Source organism: Mesorhizobium sp. W016 (assembly GCF_054719485.1).
This window is the reverse complement of sequence record NZ_JBTTIF010000002.1, coordinates 3,074,970-3,092,988: the sequence shown is the minus strand read 5'-3', so window position 1 is coordinate 3,092,988 and position 18,019 is coordinate 3,074,970. Positions and strand designations below refer to the sequence as shown.

The window sequence follows — 18,019 nt, the reverse complement described above, 5'->3', positions numbered from 1 at the left end:
TCGGGATGCCGGCTCAAGTTAGCGAAGCGGAAAAAGCCAGAATAGAACGCGCCATTCAGGCGGCAGTCTCCGGATCCTGGAAGGAATTTGCAGAACTCACCGACGAACCGTTTCCAAACGATGCATCGATGAGGGAGCAATTCGGAGATACTTCTTCCCGACTTCAGCAAGCCGACGGAAATTGGGAAATGACCTCAGGCCTAGGTATCGTGCCTGACGGCAGCGCGCGCCTGATCACAGTCTTGATCAAGGCGCCGCCCACCGTGGATATTGTCCTGACGCTGCACAGCACGAGCGATCGGGATGACAGCACGATCAGCATCTGGACGTTCTTTCAGCAGGTGAATTGGGGCGATTAGGCATCGCCTACCCCACCCACTTCTCATAGTCGGACACCAAAAGGTGCACCGGCGCGACATCCTCGTCGATGTTGGAGAAGCGGCCGATCGGCTCTCGGAAGACGTTGTCGGTGAGATCGTCATTGACGGTCGAGACCTCGCCGATCAGCACATCCTTGCCCTCGGCCCAGAAGGCGTGCCAGACGCCGGGCAGCAGCGTCACGCTCTGGCCCGGGTCGAGCTTCAGGAGCCCGCCTGCCGGCAGCCTGTGGATGGTGCCGTCGACCGGCACCGTCACTTCGGCCTTCGGATCGATGCCGCCGTCGCGATCGTGCATGAACAGTTCCAGCACGAGCTTACCGCCGCCGCGGTTGATGATGTCCTCGGCCTTGATGTTGTGGCGGTGCATCGGCGACAGCTGATCCTTGCGCGAGATCATGATCTTCTCGGCATAAAGCATGCCCATGCCCTTCTTCATGTCGGCATAGACGCCGTTGCGAACGGTGAACAGGAACAGGCCGAGTTCGTCGAATTTTTCCTGGCCGTAATCGGTGATGTCCCAACCGAGCCGCGAGGTGAAAATGGCGGCGGAGTCGGCCTTGCGCGCCTTCATCTCTTCCGGGCTCCAGTAGGCGAAGGGCGGCATGATGTAGCCGAACGAGCGGATGAAGGCGTCTGCATCGCGGATGATGTCGTTGACGGTGGAGCGTTTCATGATCGTGATCCCTTCGCGTCGCGTTCCCTGGAGTTGTCTGAAGCGCATAGCCGAACAGCGCTGCGGTGTCGACGCAAACTGCGTGCTGGCCCCATGACATCCGTGCGGATAGGGGCCATAAGTCAGCCAGATTTCCCAGGGTGACATTCATGCAAGGCATAGACGACCTCGACACGCCGGCGATCCTCATCGACGCGGCCCGCGCCGAAGCCAACATCACACGAGCGCAGGCGCATGCCGACCGCCACGGGCTGAAACTCAGGCCGCACATCAAGACGCACAAGCTGCCTTATTGGGCGAAGAAGCAGATGGCGGCCGGCGCGGTCGGCATCACCTGCCAGAAGATCGGCGAGGCCGAAGTGATGGCCGATGCCGGGCTGACCGATATTTTCCTGCCCTACAACATCCTTGGCCGCGCCAAGCTGGAGCGGCTCAAGGCCCTGCATGGTCGTGTGACGCTGTCAGTGACGGCCGACAGCCGCGAAACGCTGGAGGGGCTCGCCGCTACTTTCATCGATGCCGGGCGGCCCCTGCCCGTGCTGGTCGAATGCGACACCGGCATGGGCCGCTGCGGTGTGCAGAGCGCCGCCGAGGCGTTGGCCTTGGCGAAAATCATCGACCAGGCCAAGGGGCTCACCTTCGGCGGACTGATGACCTACCCCGCGGCAGGCCGCGCCGCCGAGGCCGAATCCTGGCTGGCCGGCGCCAAGCAGGCCCTTGCGGCGTCGGATCTCGCCTGTGAACGCATCTCCAGCGGCGGCACGCCGGATATGTGGCGCTCCGGCGAGGACAGCGTGGTCACCGAATACCGCCCCGGCACCTACATCTATCTCGACCGCTACCAGGTCGCCAAAGGCGTCGGCACGCTCGACGATTGTGCGCTGACGGTGCTCGCCACCGTGGTCAGCCATCCGACGCCGGCCCGCGCCATCCTCGACAGCGGCAGCAAGGCGCTGTCCAGCGACACGCTGGGGCTCGCCGATTTTGGCGAGCTGCTCGGCATGCCCGGCGCCCGCGTCACCAGCTTGAGCGAGGAACATGGCACGGTCACGCTTGCGAATGGCGCGAGCCTGCGCATCGGCGAACGCGTTCGCGTGGTGCCTGATCATTGCTGCGTCGTGACCAACCTGTTCGACCAGGTGCATCTGATCGACGGTGACAAGGTGCTGGAAACGCTGAAGGTGGAAGCGCGTGGGCGGATGGGGTGAGGCTTTTCGTTTTGGAGGCTCGCCCTATTTCGACATTGACGAATTGTAATTTATAACTTACTAGTCCCCATGGCAATCCTGAAGCAGACAGCCACCTTTCGGAGGTGGCACCAAAAGCTGAAAGACGGAAGAGCCAAGGCGGCAATTGCCGTTCGGCTGCAACGTTTGATTGTAGGAAATCCCGGCGACGTGGCCCCAGTGGGTGAAGGCATCAGTGAATTGCGCATTCACTATGGGCCCGGCTATCGCGTTTATTTCACAAGCGCGGTGAAACGGTCATCCTGCTCCTGTGCGGCGGGGATAAAAGTTCACAAGAAACCGACATACGGACAGCAAAGCGCCTGGCCGTAGAATGGAGTGACGACAATGGTTGAAAAAATCTATGATTTCGATCCCGCCGAAATGCTCGATTCCGATACGGCAATCGAGGCGTTTCTGGCAGAGGCAATGGAAACCGGAGACGCCAAATTCGTCGCGTCCGCCCTCGGTGTCGTTGCCCGCGCCAAGGGGATGAGCAACATTGCCAGAAAGACCGGCTTGGCTCGCGAGCATCTTTATACCTCGCTCAGCGAAAACGGCAATCCTACGCTGGAAACCACACTGGCGGTCATGAAAGCATTCGGCTTTCATTTGGCCCCAAAGCACGATGCAACTCATGTCTAATCTACGCCAGCGCGCGTCGAGCGCGAGGTTGTTCGGGCCAACTGAAATCAGGACTGATAAACCGGACCCAGCGCCGCCTTCAGCGGATCCAGCGCGTCGCCATACAGCTTCCAGCGCTCGACCGAGGATGAATAGATCGGCTGGCGCACCTGCCAGCGGCTCGGCGTCCGCACCGTGCGCTCGGTTTCGTTGAAACGCAGGCAGGCATCGTCCCACTCGACGCCGAGGAATCCGATCAATACACGGGCGCGATTTTCGAAATCGGCGACCGTTTCTTCGTAGGGTATGTCGTGGATATCCAGCGGGATGACCTTGGCCCAATGGCGCATTAGGCGGTCATACTGCCGGTAATACTGCCCAATCTTGGTCAGATCGGCATTATAGCCGTGCGCCTCGGAAAAGTTATGCATGAAACAGGACGCGCAATTGTCCATCGGGTCACGCCGGCAATGGATGATGCGGGCATTCGGCAAGATCAGGCTGATGAAGGCCAGCAGCTCGAAATTATGCGGCATCTTGTCGACGACAAGCCGCGCCTTGCTGTTGCGTCTGTTGAGATCGTCGAGATACTTCGATCCAAGCTCCTTGGCCTTGGCCGCAGTGAGCGCCGCCATGCCCTTGGTGAAAATGGCTGGGTCGAGCTTGTCGAACCCAAGTTCGCCGGCAAGTGACCGAATGGTCGACAACTCGCCGGCGCCATGGATATCGCGATGGCTGGCGCATATCTGCTCGGTCAGCGTCGTTCCCGACCGGGGCATGCCGACGATGAAGACCGGGCGCCTGGATGGATTTCCCAAACTGGCTCGCGTCTTGAAGAAGCCAGCGTCGAAGGTGTCGATGAAGCTGTCGTAAAGCTGGGTGTGCCGGTCGATGTCGAAATCATTGCCGGAAATCGCCTTGGCCCTCGCGAAATGGCGGATGGCCGGGCTATACTCGCGCTGATCGTTGAGCATCTTGCCGGCGGCGTGGTGCAGCACTACCCGCTCGCGATCGGTGGTTGTCGGCAATTCCAGGCGTTTCAGCACCAAAGGCAACGTCGGATCGTCCTTGACCGCCCGGCGCGCAAGCGCCATTCCAGCCAGCGCCTCGACATGGCCCGGGTCGATGGCAAGGGCCTTGCTGAAGCATTCGACCGCCTCGGCCGGCCGGCCAATGTCGGTGAGCAAATCGCCCATACCGGCAAGTGCCATCACCGACTGGCCGTCGATAGCCAGCGCCTGGCGATAGAACCCTTCGGCAATGTCGCCCTCGAGCTGGCTGCGGTAGGAGCGGCCGAGATTGCACAGCGCTTCGATGAGCCCTCCATCGAGCTCGATCGCCTTTCTCAGATGTCTGCGCGCCTTGTCGACGTTGCCGGTGACATTGTAGGCGTTGCCGAGATTGTTGCGGAAGATGGCGTTGTCCGGTTCGAGCTTGACCGCCCTTTCCATATAGGCAATGGCGGCGTTATGATGTTCGGCCTCGATGGCCAGCGTGCCCATCAGGTTCAGCGCCATGGCATTTTTGGGCTGCGTGCGAAGCACCGTCTGGTAGCAGAACTCGGCCTCGCGAAAACGCTTGCGCCGTTGCAGGTCGATGCCGCGCTGCAATGTCTTTTCCGCCGACTCACCGGCGGTCGGCAGCGAAGCTGGGATCATTGCCGGCGGACCCAGGGGTTGCCGGCGTGGCAAGAGCGGCATCCGTCAAATCCCGGTCGCGGCCTGCGACGAACCAATCAGAACTTCAGGGTTACGCCAAGCTGGAGATTGTGGGAGTACAATTTGGCGTTCTCGTATGTGCCGCCGCCATCATTGTCGTCTAGATCCACGCTTGTCACGGCCTTGAAGCGGTAACCGAGATCGAGGTCGACATTCTGCGTTACCGCGTAGGTAACACCGGCGCCCACTTGGCCGGCGAAACCCCAGCCGCCAGGCCCGTATCCAAAGGCGTGGCCATCAAAGTGAGTGTCGGCGGTAACATAGGCCGCGCCGAGACCGCCGCCGACATAGAGTTTGGCATCACCAAAATGCGCAACATCGGCCCAGACGTTGGCGAGAAGATAGGTGGCCGACAGATTGCCGGAAGCCGGATAGTTGCCGACGCCCGTGTAGCTGTATTCGCTTGCCTTGTAGCGCGCGTAGGACAGTTCGCCTTCGACACGAAACACATCGTTGATGCGCCGACCGACAGCGCCGCCGATTACGAACCCGGTATCAAGATCGACTGAATAGCCAGTACCATTGTAGTCCGTCTTCACATGGTTCGGGAAACTGGCGCCGCCAAAGAGCGTGACGTACCAGAGATCCTCCGCCCTCGGAACGTCGACGATCGCGTCGGCGGCGTACGCCGAACTCCAGCCAAGCACCAATGCCGTTGTCGCCACACCAGCCAGTAGAAGCAGTTTCATCGTCGATTCCTCGTAGCCTTCCAGCTACTTGCTCGCCTGCGGTTGGAGCTGTCAATAAGCAGACGCAGTCAGGGCACTCTTTCAGGAATCCTCGTTGCTATGCAGCAACATAGCAGCATACTCTAATTTAGACGGAGATAGGCAAAGGCTGCTGTTTCGGTTGTCATTCGAGTGGCCGGAAGAGAACCGCCTAGTCGCGTTGCTCTGCCTGCCGCGCCGCGATGCGCCTCATGGCAATGACCCGCCGGCGGCGAATCTCAGTGCGCATCGCCATCAAATGCAGCGCGAAGAACAGCACGGTGAAGCCGAGCGCCATGACCAGCAGCGGCCATAGCAGGCTGGGATCGATCGTCGGTCCGCCGAGCCGGAACACCGAGGCCGGCTGGTGCAGCGTGTTCCACCAGTCGACCGAGAATTTGATGATCGGGATGTTGATGAAGCCGACGAGCGTGATGATGGCGGCGGCCCAGGCGGCGCGGCTGGCGTCATCCAGCGCACGCGTCAGCGCGATGATGCCGAGATACATCAGGAACAGGACGAAGACCGACGTCAGGCGCGCGTCCCACACCCACCAGGTGCCCCACATCGGCTTGCCCCAGATGGAGCCGGTCACCAGAGCAAGCGCGGTGAAGGTGGCGCCGATCGGGGCTGCAGATTTTAGCGCGACGTCGGCCAGCGGATGGCGCCAGACCAGCGTGCCGAGCGCGGCGACCGCCATCACCGTGTAGCACATCATGGCGAGCCAGGCGAAAGGCACGTGGATATACATGATGCGCACCGTGATGCCTTGCTGGAAATCCTCAGGCGCGGCAAAGCTCATATAGAGACCGATGGCTAGCAGGATCGCGGCGATCGACGCCAGCCACGGCACCAGCCTATCGGCCAGCCCGACAAAGCGCGTCGGGTTGGCGAGGTCGGTCCAGCCGGCGAGGCGTGAGGAGGTGTCGCTCATAAGGTCTAGATAGACCGGCGGCGCGTTCGGGGCAATCGAGTGGTTGTCGCAGTGCTTACCCTCCCCCCTTGTGGGGAGGTCGCTGCAAAGCAGCGGGGTGGGGGTGGTGGGGCACCACCCCCACCGGGACCCTACGGGTCCGACCTCCCCACAAGGGGGAGGTAAAAAAGCTTACGCAGCTTCGATATTCACCGTGCGGCTGAGACGGCGGACTTCCTCGTCGTTGAGCAGGCCGCCGGCGCGCAGCAGGCTGGCGAAACGGCCATTGCGCAGCGACAGTTCGGCGAAGCCGCCCATCTCGACCACCTTGCCCTTGTCCATGAACACGACCAGGTCGGCGTCGCGGACGGTGGTCAGGCGGTGGGCGATGATGAAGGTGGTGCGGTTGCGCCTCAGTTCGTCGATGGCTTCCTTGACGCGGTCCTCGGTCTCGACATCGAGCGCGCTCGTTGCCTCGTCGAGCACCAGGATCGGTGCGTCCTTGAGCACGGCGCGGGCAATGGCGATGCGCTGACGCTCGCCGCCCGAAAGCTGGCCGCCGCGCTCGCCAACGACGGTGTCGTAACCGGCGCTCTTGGCAAGGATGAAATCCTGCGCGGCAGCCGCGTTGGCGGCGGCGTGAACCTCGTCATAAGTCGCCTCGGCACGACCGACGCGGATGTTGTCCTCGATCGAGCGGTTGAGCAGGCCGGCATCCTGGAAGACGGTGGCGATCGAATGACGCAGCGACTTGCGGGTCACCGTGCGGGTGTCGATGCCGTCGATCAGGATACGGCCATGAGACGGCGAGAAGACGCGCTGCAAGAGGTTGATCAGCGTCGTCTTGCCGGCGCCGGTCGGGCCGACGATGGCAACCGTCTGCCCGGCCTGGACTTCGAAGGAGACGTCGTCGACGCCCTGCCTCGAATTGGCAAACTCGAAGCCGACATTCTCGAAGCGGACGTGGCCGGTGACGTTGGTGAGGTCGCGCAAGCCGTCCGGCTCGGCGGAGTCGGCGGCCGAATCCTCGAGGTGATAGAAGTCCTCGAGCTTGGCGCGGGCTTCCGAAATCTGGTTGGCGAAAGCCGACATCTGGTCGAGGCGGGCAATCAGCAGCGTGGCAAAGCCGGTGAAGGCGATGACGTCGCCGATCTTGAGCTGGCCATGGGTGACCAGATAGGCGCCGATCAAAAGCACAACCATCATCGATATGGTCGACGACAGGCGGTGCAACGCATTGGCCATCGCCCACCAGTCGAGCACCGGGTTCTGCGCGTCGAGCAGGTTCTTGACATAGCGGCGCAGCGTATCGGCCTCGTGGCCGAGACGGTTGTAGCTCTGCAGCACGGCGACATTGCTGACCGAGTCGGTCACATGCGCGAAGACCTGATGGTAGTGGCGCTCGACCGCGGCCTGGCCCGCCTTGGTGCGCTTCATCACAAGCCGGCCGATGCCGACATAGAGAACGCCCAGCGCCATTAGCACCAGCGACATGCGAAGATCCATGCTTATCGCGGTCGGAATCAGCAGAGCCAGCGCAACCGCCGTCGACAGATGCTGGCGCATGAATTCAAGCCACAGGCTGAACAGCGTCTCGACGGCGCGCAGCAGCGTGTGCAGCGCGTTGGAGGTGCCGCGCTGGTGGTGCCAGGCGAGCGGCATGGTGATCACGCGCTCGAACGACTGGCACAGCACCTCGCTGCGCCGCTTGTGGGCAAAACGGTCGGCGCCGCGCGCCACCAGCACGAAGGCGACGATGTTAAAGGCGCCGAGACCGGCCCACAGCGCCAGCGTCGAAAACACCGAACCCTTATCGGAGATGGCGTCGATTACCCGGCCGAACATGATCGGCTCGAGGATGGCGATAATGGCGAGCGCGACATTCGCACCGCAGATAAACGCAACGCGCTTCCTGTCGGCTGCGAGATAACCCAGCGCTCTCCAGTAGATTTGCAGAAGTGACACTTCAGCTACTCCGCCCAAAACATTATTGTGCACCGCACCATTTCTTGACACGTACCGGTTAACGGGTCGCAAAACAATGCCCGTCTACCTCTTCCGTTCCCATTCTGCGAACAAAAGATGACGACGTTGCGAAATCTGCCGTGATCACCTAACGGTTTGAGATAAAAGGTGAAATGTCAGTCTTGCGGCAAAATCATGGCAGCATCTGGCGCTGCCACATTTTTAGTCACTGCACGCTTGGACCGCCGGTATCCGGGAAGGCACGCCGTTCTTCGCGAGGAGCATGCCGAAGTAGAAAACGCGCGCCTCGAAAGGCGCGCGTCAATAACCTGAAGCCTTTGATTTTACGCGGGTATCTTGACGACCACCTCGGTCTTGTCGCCGGCTTTCGGCTGAAAACCGGAAGACTTTGTCTTGGTTCCATTGACTTCGAGCGAGATGGATTTGGCCTTTTTGTCGCGGATGACGCGAACCTTGATCTCCGACCCCAGCATCTTCAGCGTGGCAGAATAGCCGTCCCAATGGCTGGGCAGTTTCGGCCGGAACGTGATCTGCTTGCCCCGCCGCTCAATGCCCAGAATTCCTTCGACCGCAGCACGGTAGAGCCATCCAGCTGAGCCCGTATACCAGGTCCAGCCGCCGCGACCGCCCTTGTCCTCACCGGAATAGATGTCGGCGGCGACGACGTACGGCTCGACGCGATAATGCTCGGCCGATGCATCGTCGAGCGCATGGTTGACCGGGTTCAGCATCGAGAAGCAGCGATAGGCATCGTCGGAGCGGCCCATTTCGGCGAGCGCGATCACGAACCAGGTCGCCGCATGGGTGTACTGGCCGCCGTTCTCGCGCACGCCCGGCGGATAACTCTTGATGTAACCAGGGTCCTTTCTCGTGTTCTGGAAGGCCGGGGTAAACAGTTTGACGATCTTGAGCTTGTCGTCGACCAGCAGGTTCGTCGCCTGCTGCATCGCCGTGGTCGAGCGCGCGGGGTCGCCCTCGCCGGAGAGCACGCTCCACGACTGCGCGATGGAGTCGATCTTGCACTCGTCCGAATTGTGCGAGCCAAGCGGCGTGCCGTCATCGTAGCTGCCGCGGCGATACCACTGGCCGTCCCAGGCGGTGCTTTCCAGCGCCCGCTTCAGCACATCGGCGTGTTTTGTCCAGGCCTGCGCCCGCTTGGTGTCGCCCTGCCCCTTGGCCACGGTGGTAAAGTCGCCCAGCGTCTTCAAAAGGAACCAGCCGAGCCAGACACTCTCCCCCTTGCCGGCTTCGCCGACGCGGTTCATGCCGTCGTTCCAGTCGCCGCCGAGGATCAGCGGCAGCCCGGCCGGGCTGCTGCGCTTGATCGCAAGGTCGAGCGCGCGCGCGCAATGGTCGTAAAGCGAAGCGTTCGTCTTGGAGATTTCCGGCGTGAAGAAGGCGTCGTGCTCGCCCTCGCCCAGCACCTGCCCGTCGATGAAAGGCAGCTGCTCCTTCAGGATCCCTGTATCGCCGGTCACCTCGATGTAGCGATTGGTGGCATGCGCCAGCCAGACCACATCGTCGGAGATCATGGTGCGCACGCCGGCGTCGGTGCGCGGCAACCACCAATGCTGGACGTCGCCTTCGGGGAACTGCCGGCGCGCCGCATTGAGGATCTGGTCGCGCGCCAGTTTCGGATCATGCGCAAGCAGGGCCAGCGTGTCCTGCAGCTGGTCGCGGAAGCCGAAGGCGCCGCTTGCCTGATAAAAGGCCGAGCGGGCGCGGATGCGGCAGGCCAGGCTCTGATAGGGCAGCCAGTGATTGACCATGGCGTCGAGCGCCTTGTCGGGCGTCTCGACCTGGATGGTGTCGAGGAAGCCGCGCCAGACGCGTTCATTATCGGCCAGCCGCTGGTCGAAATCCTTGCCCGAATGGGTCTGCACCAACGCGCTCGCTTCGGCTGATGTAGCGGCGTCGCCAAGCAGCCAGACCAGCGTGACGTCGCCGCCGGCGGGGATGTCGATGTCGCTGGCGACAGCTGCGCACGGATCGTCGCCGGCCTCGACGCGGCCCGACAGGCCGGCGCCGCTGACGACAGCGTGCGGGAAGGCGCTGGTGCCGTGCCTACCGATGAACTCGCCACGATCGGCTGTCACCGAATGCACCGGACCGGTGGCGGCCAGGAAGGCCACCCGGTCGCCGAAATCGAGACCGTAGGGGTTTTGCGCCAGAAGCGCGCCGGTCGCTGGATCCCTGGACGGGATGATGGTCGCAGCCGTGCTCGAGCGATGGCTGCCGAGGACCCATTCGGCATAGGCATAGACGCGCAGCCGCGCCGGCGCCGAGCCCGAGTTCTGGATGCGCAGCCGCGTGATCTTCACTGGATCGACGGGATCGACGACGTGCGTCAGATCCATCGACAGCGGGCCGCGTTTGGACCGGAAGGTCGAGAAGCCCTGGCCGTGCCATGTCTCATAGGTCATCGAGGGATCGCGGACCACGGCAGCCAGCGGCGAGAATGCCTTGCCGCTGGCCTGATCGTAGATGTAGATGCCCTCGCCCGGCCGGTTGGTGACCGGATCGTTCGACCATGGCGTCAGTTGGTAATCGCGGCTGTTGCGGCTCCAGGTGAAGGCAGCGCCTTCGGCCGAGACATGGAAGCCGAACGAGGCGTTCGAGACGACGTTGATCCAGGGCTGCGGAGTCGTGCGCCGGCCGGTGAGACGCGTGACATAGTGACGGCCATCGCCTTCGAAACCGCCGAAGCCGTTCCACTGGCTGAGGCCGCTGCCGTCGGCGCTGCTGTCGGACGCGGCATGGTATGCAGGCGCCGCCGGCACCGGCAGAGACGGCTCGCGCAGTGACGCGGGGGCCGCCGGCTGCAGGGCATCGCGTGCTTGCAAGGCTGCCGCCTCGGCGCGTTCGATCTGGTCGAAGATGGTGCCGTTGCGTGTGTGCAGAACCACGCGGGCAACCGCCAGCAGCGTCTTGTACGTCGCCTCGTCCATCAGGTCGCGGCGCACGGCGAAGATGTGCTGGCGCGGCCCGAGTTCCTTGCCGCGCAGGCGGCTGTTTTCGCACAGCGTCTCGACCGCGCGCTGCAGGTCCTGGACATAGGACGATGCCTGCTCGTTGACGACCACGAAGTCGATCATCATGCCGCGGGCGCGCATATACTCCTGGAAGCGCAGCGCCTGGGCGACAATTTCGAGGTCGGCCACGTCGCCGATGCGGACCAGGAAGATCGGGAAATCGCCCGAAATGCTGGTCGGCCACAGGCTGGACTGCTTGCCCAGCCCCGAAGCGACGGATTCGCCGGGAAGGCGCAGGAACGGATCGGGATAGATCAGGAAGCGCGCCAGCTTCTGCACGTTGGCGGCGTCGGTCAGGCTGAGACCAAGATGGCGGGTCTGCACCTGCGAACGCGTCCAGGCAAGCATCGCCTGGCGAGCAAAACTTTCGGGATGGTCGAGCCTGGCGATGGCCTCGTCCAGTTCGGCGCGGTTGGCGCCGACGGCGGTCCAGAAGGTCAGCGATATCTTCTTGTTGGCCGGCACCCGCACCTGGCGGCGCAGGGCCGCTACCGGATCGAGGGTGAAGCCGTGGTGACCGCCAAGCTTGGCGCCGGGATCGAAGGCCGCCGCTTCCGCGATGGTACGGCCACGGCCGATGAAGGCACGGCGGTCGGTTTCGGCCTCGGCATCGCGCGCCGACCCGGACGGATCGGTGACGAAATGCACCATGGTGACGTCAGGCTCGTTCTTCTCGCGCTTGCGCCTGGTGGCAAAGATGGCGCCGTTATTGGCAGCGATCTCGGTCTCGATAAACATTTTCGAGAACGCAGGATGGGCATTGTCGGAGGCTTCGTTGCCCAGCACCAGCTCGGCAAAGGAGGTCACCTCGATATGCCGGTCAGTGGCGCCGTCGTTGTAGAGCGTGACGCGCCGTCCCTCGCCATTGCCTTCCGAGATGACGATGCATTCGACCTCCGAACGCAGCGAGCCCACTGTTTTGACGAAGCTCGCCTTGTCGTCGGAAAACAGCGTTTGCACTCTCTCGCCGGTCGCCTGCTTCGGCTCTGCGGTGGCCGACCACCAGTCGCCGCTGCCGGCGTCGCGCAGGAAGATGTAGGAGCCGAGCCGGTCTTCGGTCGGGTCGGGCTGCCAACGGGTGACGGCGAGTTCGCCCCAGCGGCTGTAACCGGAACCGGTGGCCGAGACCATGACGGAGTAGCGGCCATTGGACATGACGCTGGTGGCGCGCAACGCCCTCAGCGGGTCGAGGATAATGCGCGAGTCCGGGCTCTCGACCTCGGTCTCGTCCTTCGAACGCTCGTCGGCTTCGGTCCTGACCGTGGCGGTCGGGATGTCGCGCGGCGCCCTCTCCTGCAGCAGGAGTTCGGCAGACTCGATCACCGGATCGCTATGGAAGCGGTCGCGCAGCCGGCCCTCGAAGATGGCGTCGGCAACGGCGGCGATCGACATGCCGGAGTGATGCGCCATGTAGTTCAGGACAACGGCATGGTCGGTGCCTTCCGGCACGCGCTGCGGCGTGAAGTCGACGGCGTCGTAAAAGCCATGCCGGCCGAGAGCGCCGATGGAGCGCAGCCTGGCCAGATTCTGGACGGATTCGCGCGGTGTGAACTGCGCCGCGAGGATCGTGGCGTAAGGCGCGATCACCGTGTTCTGGCCAAGGCCACGCTTGAGCCCAAGTCCGGGCACGCCGAAATTGGTATACTGGTAGGTCAGTTCGCGGTCGCGGGCATTGTAGGCCGCTTCCGAAATGCCCCAGGGCACGTTCTTCGAACGCGCGTACTGGATCTGACGCTTGATGATCAGCTTGCTGGTCTGGTTGAGGATCGAGCCCTGCGGTTCCTTCATCACCAATGGCGGCATCAGATACTCGAACATCGAGCCCGACCAGGACATCAGCGCACCCTGGAAGCCGATCTCGACGATCGGCCTTCCAAGCCGGAACCAATGCTCCGTCGGCAGGTCACCCTTGGCGATGGCGAACAGGCTGGTCAGCCGCGCCTCGGAGGCGAGCAGATCGTAGCAGCTCTCATCGAGCTGATGCTCCTCGACCCGGTAGCCGATCGACAGCAGTTTGCGCTCCTGACGCATCAGGAAAGAGAAATCCATCTCGAAGGCATAGCGGCGGCAGCGTTCGCGCAGCGCCAGCAGCTTGGCGCGCAAGGCTTCGACGGCGTTTTCGTCGCTGTGCGAGTCATGCACATGCGCCTCGCAGGTCGCTTCCAGCCGTGCCGCCCAGTCGGCGATAATGTCGCTGCGCTGCGATCCGGCCTCGGTGTGGATGGCGGTGGCGAGCTTGCGGATCTCGCCGGCAAGCACGGCCAGGTTAATGGTGCGGATCGAGGCCATCTCCGGCTGCGCCTTGATGGTCATGACGGCGCGCCGCATGCCATCGAGGCGATCGGCCAGACGCTGGCGCAACGGCCGCAGTTGCCGGCGGTCGTCAGGCAATTCCTCGAGGCTCTCGTCGAGGATACTCACCGTGTCGAGGACGCCTTCGAAATCGCCCTGCAGGTGAACGGACGGGGCTTCCGCCCATTCGGCGCAGGCAGCCGCCACCGCGACCAGATGTCCGGCGAGATTGCCGCTGTCGACGGCGGAGATGTAGAGCGGATAGAGCGGCTTGAGCGTCGTGGTGTCGTACCAGTTGAAGAGGTGGCCACGGTTGCGCGGCATGCTCTCGATGGTCGTCATCGTGGCGTCGATCCGGGTGATGGCGTCGGAGAGCGCAATCCAGCCGAAATCGCGTGCCGACACCACCGACAGCAGGTAGACGCCGATATTGGTCGGCGACGTCCGCGGCGCCACAACCGGCGCCGGGCTTTCCTGGAAATTGTCGGGCGGCAGATTGTGGTGCTCGGCCGTGACGAAGGTTTCGAAATAATGCCAGGTGCGGCGCGCCACGGTGCGCAGCGCGTGGATGTCGGCCTGCGATATGCGCAGGCGGTCCTCGGTCTCGGCCGAGCGGCTGATCCAGCAGGCAACCGCCGGCGAACCGATCCAGAACAGAGCGAAGAAGAAGGCGACGAAGGCACCGGTGGAATCGGCCAGCACGGGGATAGCGAGACCGACGACGCCGATGATCACGGCGCCATACATCATGCTGTAATAGGAGCCGATATCGTTGTCGCCGCCCTTGTGCGCCTGCGACGCGGTGCGCCATTCCAGCAGGTTCTGGCGGCTGACGAACAGGCGGTAGAGCGTGCGCACGATGGCGTCGCCCATCATCCAGGCATTGTGCGCCATCAACAGCACTTTCAGCGCCACAAGGGCCGTGCCGAAGACGGTGTCGTGCGCCAGTGCGGAGAAATGGCCGCGCGGCGTCTGGTCGCCGCTCTTGGGCAGGATGGCGTTGACGACATCGAAGGTCGGCGCCATGAACAGCGACAGGATCAGCAGCGCCTGCCACTGCGCGGCCTGCGTGAAGGGCAGCAGCGTCCAGCCGGCGATCGCCGCCATCACCCAGAAGATCGGGGTCAGCGAGCGGCGCAGATTGTCGACCATCTTCCAGCGCGACAGCGCCGGCACGCCGGAACGCGGCGAGAAGATGAAGCGCAGCAGCTGCCAGTCGCCGCGCGCCCAGCGGTGGTGGCGCGAGGCGTCGACCGAGTAGCGGGTAGGATAGTCCTCGACCAGTTCGACGTCGGTGACAAGTGCTGCGCGCGCCAGCGCACCTTCGAGCAGATCGTGGCTGAGGACGGTGTTTTCCTCGATGCGGCCCTGCAGCGCCGCCTCGAAAGCGTCGACGTGATAAAGGCCCTTGCCGGTGAAGGAGCCGTCGCTGAAGACGTCCTGGTAGAGATCCGAGACGGCAAAGACGTAAGGATCGAGACCGCTGTTGGACGAGAAGACGCGCTGGAAGAAAGAAGCGTCGTCGCCGCTGGTGAGCGAGGCTGTGATGCGCGGCTGCAGAATGGTGTAGCCGGCGGTAACGACGCGCTTTGTCGCGTCGAAATGCGGGCGGTTGAGCGGATGGGCGAGCTTGCCGACCAGTGACGACACGGCGTCGCGCGTGGTGCGCGTGTCGGCGTCGAGCGTCATGACATAGACGACCTTTTCCGGCAGCGGCACGTCGAGCGGCAGGAACGTGGTGTCGCTGTCGCCGCGCAAGAGAAGGTTCAGCTCATGCAGCTTGCCGCGCTTGCGCTCCCAGCCCATCCAGGCGCCCTGCGCCTGGTTGTAGAGCCGGCGGCGATGCAGGATATAGAAACGCGGCGCGCCTTCCGAGGGATAACGGGCATTGAGCCTGGCGATCTCGTCGCGCGCATATTGCAGGATCTCGATGTCGGCGGCGTCGATCTCGGTCTTGGAATCCGGCCAGTCGGACAGCAGCGCGAAATGGATTTCTTCGGCCGTGTTGGCGAGGTGATGCACCTCGATGTTGCGGATGTTTTCCTCGACATCATCGCGCGAGCCGATCAGCGACGGCACCACGACCAAGGTGCGTGATGCCGCCGGAATGCCGTGCTTGTAATCATAGCCGACGAGCCGCGTCGGCTTCAGGAACAGTGAAACAACGGTGTTGAAGAAGGCGAGCGCGCCTTCGCTGGCAGGCACCGCAAACAGCGCCAGCATCAGCGTGATGGATTCCACCGACAGGCCGAGATGGGCAAGCGCATTGCCGGAGACAACCAGCAGCAGCACCGTCAGCAGGAAGACCGGCACAACGATGCCGAGCCAGCCCGTGGCGGTGAAGGCGCGCTTGAAAGTCACATGGAAGGGCGGCCGATAGCCGATCGCCTTTTCCAGATCCGGCCGGCGCGGGCCGACCAGGAAGAAGCCGACATCGGTATGCATGGCCGGATCGGCTGATGCATCCGGCACGCCGGAGGCATCGGTGACCCCGGGAACATGGCTGGCCAGCTCGATGGCCTTTTCGGCGACACGGAATTCGGACAGGTCGGAGCGGCGCGCCAGTTGCTCGATCGACGTGCGGTACTGGTCGCGCGAAAAGAAATCGAGCGCGGCGAAATCGGTGCGCTCGCGCAACAGCGTGTCGATGCGGCTGACGCCCTCGAACCACACCGTCCAGTCGACGTCGTTGATGAGGCGCAGGCCGCGGATGATATTGCCGGTGGTGACATTGCCGCTGGACAGCGTGCGATGCTCGGAAATGATGATTTCCTCGGCGTCGGAGCCGGTTTTCTCGAGCTCGACCTCCAGCCATTCCAGCGCCCTGCCGGCATTCTGCGAGCCGTCGCGCAGGCGGTAGAGCAACTGGGTGGCGAAGGTGGTGTCCTGCGCATGCGCGCCGTAGCCCGACAGGATCTTCCGGCGGTCTGCATTGTCGTCGGTCGCCAGCACGCGGTCGGCGACCTCGTTGGCGATATGGCGCATCTGCCTGGTGCGGTCGACGCGCACGGCGATGCGGCGCAGATTCTCGATCAAAACGAAGCGCAGCAGCGACGGCAGCGCCCAGAGCTCGCCGATCTTGAGCGGCTCGACCGACTGAAAACCCTCGACGATGGATTTGAACATGGTCGCCGAAACCGAACTGTCGGAATGGGCGACATAGCTCCAGGCCAGGGCCAGCGCGCGCGGCACCGCGGCGCGATCGGCCACTTTCAGGGTCGGCAACTGCCGGTAGAAACGGCGCGGCAGGTCGCGCTTCACCTGAAAAATGGTCTCCTCGACGAGATAATTGTTGTCGAGCAGCCATTGGGCGGCAGGCGTGATGGTTTCGCCCTTGGCCTGGGCGGCATTGGTCGAGCGGTAGACTTCGAGGATTTTCTTGGCGCTGTCGCGGATGCGGGCCTGGAAATCGAACGGCGTCAGGCCGAACAGGTCCTTGATGTCGCCCTTGGCAAGGCTTTCGCCCAGCGCGCGCAGCCGCTCTTCGGGCAGGAAATTGGAGCGTATCGGCTCTTCGGTGATGACCGGGAAGCCGGCGCTGGACTTTTCGATATGGGCAGGATTTGTCTGGATATTCATTGAAAATTCCGCATGGGGGACGCGATGCGGCGCCACCGCCACGGCAATGTCCCTAAAACCGATTCAAATGCAATTGGTTGCATGATTACACTGGCCGAAAGTTTTGCTTCGCACCACGCCAGAGGCGTTATCCCTTCGACATTTTAAGTGGGGCTTTCGACAACTCAAGGACGAGCACCCCTGCCCTCCCGTCCGCCTTGGAACGACGGAAGGATTCGGGCTTTTTCGTGATCCAGACAACAGCTTACGCCAGATTTCTCCGGCGTGCGATCATGTTTGGCAACAGGCGTTAATCGTTGTGCTGGCGGTGCGGCTGGCCCAGCCTGGCTATCCGGACGACGAACACGGTCGTCGGCCGTACCGGTTCAACCCGTAGTTTCGCCTGCGGACCGAGCAACAGCGTGTCGAGGGGTCCAAGACGAGACGATGTCGGGCCGCTGAGGCCGACCTCGCCGTCGAACGGCAGGATCAGGGTCATAGCGCTGGTCGGCCGGATATCGGTCGGAACCGAGACCACCAGGCGCTCGACCGTGTGCATGGCCCGCCCGCGGCGGGTCATAACGTTGAGGTCGGTGATCGGACCGGAGATCAGCGCCGCCGAGGTCGGCACATCGGCCGGGAAGGACAGCGGGGCGGAAGCCGCCGTCACTTCGGCCGGCCGCCGGCCAGCAATGTCGAGGACGATGCCCTCGCCTTCCAGCACGGCCAGCGTGCGGTCGACGCCGGCAAAGCCCGAGAACGGCCCGCTATCCTCGACTCGCGCCATCGAAACGCGCCAGTCGAAATCGTCCAGGCCGGCGCCGTCCGGCGAGACGGCGATCTCGGTGGTCGTGCCGCCGCCATTCTTCCACGGCATGACCCGGTAGTCGGCGGCCCGTAGGATGCGCAT

The 18,019-nt window shown here is 63.2% G+C and carries 10 protein-coding genes and 1 pseudogene; 4 read left to right on the top strand and 7 right to left on the bottom strand.

Annotated elements, in window-relative coordinates; genetic code table 11:
- Positions 1-5: 5 nt before the first annotated feature.
- Complete coding sequence (locus ACYG9V_RS15420) at positions 6-359, top strand: hypothetical protein (protein WP_023753711.1); 354 nt, start codon at positions 6-8, stop codon at positions 357-359.
- Positions 360-366: 7 nt separating this feature from the next.
- Here the strand turns inward: ACYG9V_RS15420 and ACYG9V_RS15415 are convergent, their stop codons facing one another.
- Positions 367-1,053 (bottom strand): D-lyxose/D-mannose family sugar isomerase, encoded by a 687-nt coding sequence (locus ACYG9V_RS15415; RefSeq protein ID WP_023694398.1) that lies wholly within the window; start codon positions 1,051-1,053, stop codon positions 367-369.
- Between the two features lie 149 nt (positions 1,054-1,202).
- Between ACYG9V_RS15415 and ACYG9V_RS15410 the strand changes: the two genes are divergently transcribed.
- The 3 genes and pseudogenes from ACYG9V_RS15410 to ACYG9V_RS15400 all read left to right on the top strand — a co-directional run bounded on the left by ACYG9V_RS15410 (position 1,203) and on the right by ACYG9V_RS15400 (position 2,924).
- On the top strand, positions 1,203-2,261 hold the full coding sequence (locus tag ACYG9V_RS15410; protein WP_352497320.1) for a D-TA family PLP-dependent enzyme: 1,059 nt from the start codon (positions 1,203-1,205) through the stop codon (positions 2,259-2,261).
- A gap of 69 nt (positions 2,262-2,330) precedes the next feature.
- Positions 2,331-2,635, top strand: a pseudogene (locus ACYG9V_RS15405) (type II toxin-antitoxin system RelE/ParE family toxin).
- Entirely contained in the window at positions 2,628-2,924 is a 297-nt protein-coding gene (locus ACYG9V_RS15400; protein ID WP_023824557.1) for an addiction module antidote protein, read from the top strand. Before ACYG9V_RS15405 ends, ACYG9V_RS15400 begins: the two are co-directional and overlap by 8 nt.
- 47 nt (positions 2,925-2,971) lie before the next feature.
- On the opposite strand, the gene ACYG9V_RS15395 is transcribed toward ACYG9V_RS15400, so the two are convergent.
- The 6 genes from ACYG9V_RS15395 to ACYG9V_RS15370 form a co-directional block, all read right to left on the bottom strand.
- Positions 2,972-4,561 (bottom strand): tetratricopeptide repeat-containing sulfotransferase family protein, encoded by a 1,590-nt coding sequence (locus ACYG9V_RS15395; protein WP_352765956.1) that lies wholly within the window; start codon positions 4,559-4,561, stop codon positions 2,972-2,974.
- A gap of 77 nt (positions 4,562-4,638) precedes the next feature.
- The gene (locus ACYG9V_RS15390) at positions 4,639-5,310 is read right to left on the bottom strand and encodes an outer membrane protein (protein ID WP_352676756.1); all 672 of its coding nucleotides are present in this window, start codon (positions 5,308-5,310) and stop codon (positions 4,639-4,641) included.
- Between the two features lie 190 nt (positions 5,311-5,500).
- Positions 5,501-6,262 (bottom strand): heme ABC transporter permease, encoded by a 762-nt coding sequence (locus ACYG9V_RS15385; RefSeq protein ID WP_352676752.1) that lies wholly within the window; start codon positions 6,260-6,262, stop codon positions 5,501-5,503.
- A gap of 171 nt (positions 6,263-6,433) precedes the next feature.
- Positions 6,434-8,206, bottom strand: coding sequence for a glucan ABC transporter ATP-binding protein/ permease (locus tag ACYG9V_RS15380; protein WP_023672897.1), 1,773 nt, complete (start codon positions 8,204-8,206; stop codon positions 6,434-6,436).
- A 344-nt stretch (positions 8,207-8,550) separates the two neighbouring features.
- Positions 8,551-17,130, bottom strand: coding sequence for a GH36-type glycosyl hydrolase domain-containing protein (locus tag ACYG9V_RS15375; RefSeq protein WP_352764163.1), 8,580 nt, complete (start codon positions 17,128-17,130; stop codon positions 8,551-8,553).
- 289 nt (positions 17,131-17,419) lie between these two features.
- Positions 17,420-18,019, bottom strand: a complete 600-nt coding sequence (locus ACYG9V_RS15370) for a HutD/Ves family protein (RefSeq protein ID WP_031215462.1) — start codon at positions 18,017-18,019, stop codon at positions 17,420-17,422.

Coding starts and splice junctions, on each gene's coding strand:
- ACYG9V_RS15400 (WP_023824557.1), top strand. CDS start 2,628: ATGGTTGAAAAAATCTATGATTTCGATCCCGCCGAAATGCTCGATTCC.
- ACYG9V_RS15395 (WP_352765956.1), bottom strand. CDS start 4,561: ATGATCCCAGCTTCGCTGCCGACCGCCGGTGAGTCGGCGGAAAAGACA.
- ACYG9V_RS15370 (WP_031215462.1), bottom strand. CDS start 18,019: ATGCGCATCCTACGGGCCGCCGACTACCGGGTCATGCCGTGGAAGAAT.
- ACYG9V_RS15415 (WP_023694398.1), bottom strand. CDS start 1,053: ATGAAACGCTCCACCGTCAACGACATCATCCGCGATGCAGACGCCTTC.
- ACYG9V_RS15410 (WP_352497320.1), top strand. CDS start 1,203: ATGCAAGGCATAGACGACCTCGACACGCCGGCGATCCTCATCGACGCG.
- ACYG9V_RS15390 (WP_352676756.1), bottom strand. CDS start 5,310: ATGAAACTGCTTCTACTGGCTGGTGTGGCGACAACGGCATTGGTGCTT.
- ACYG9V_RS15375 (WP_352764163.1), bottom strand. CDS start 17,130: ATGAATATCCAGACAAATCCTGCCCATATCGAAAAGTCCAGCGCCGGC.
- ACYG9V_RS15420 (WP_023753711.1), top strand. CDS start 6: ATGCCGGCTCAAGTTAGCGAAGCGGAAAAAGCCAGAATAGAACGCGCC.
- ACYG9V_RS15385 (WP_352676752.1), bottom strand. CDS start 6,262: ATGAGCGACACCTCCTCACGCCTCGCCGGCTGGACCGACCTCGCCAAC.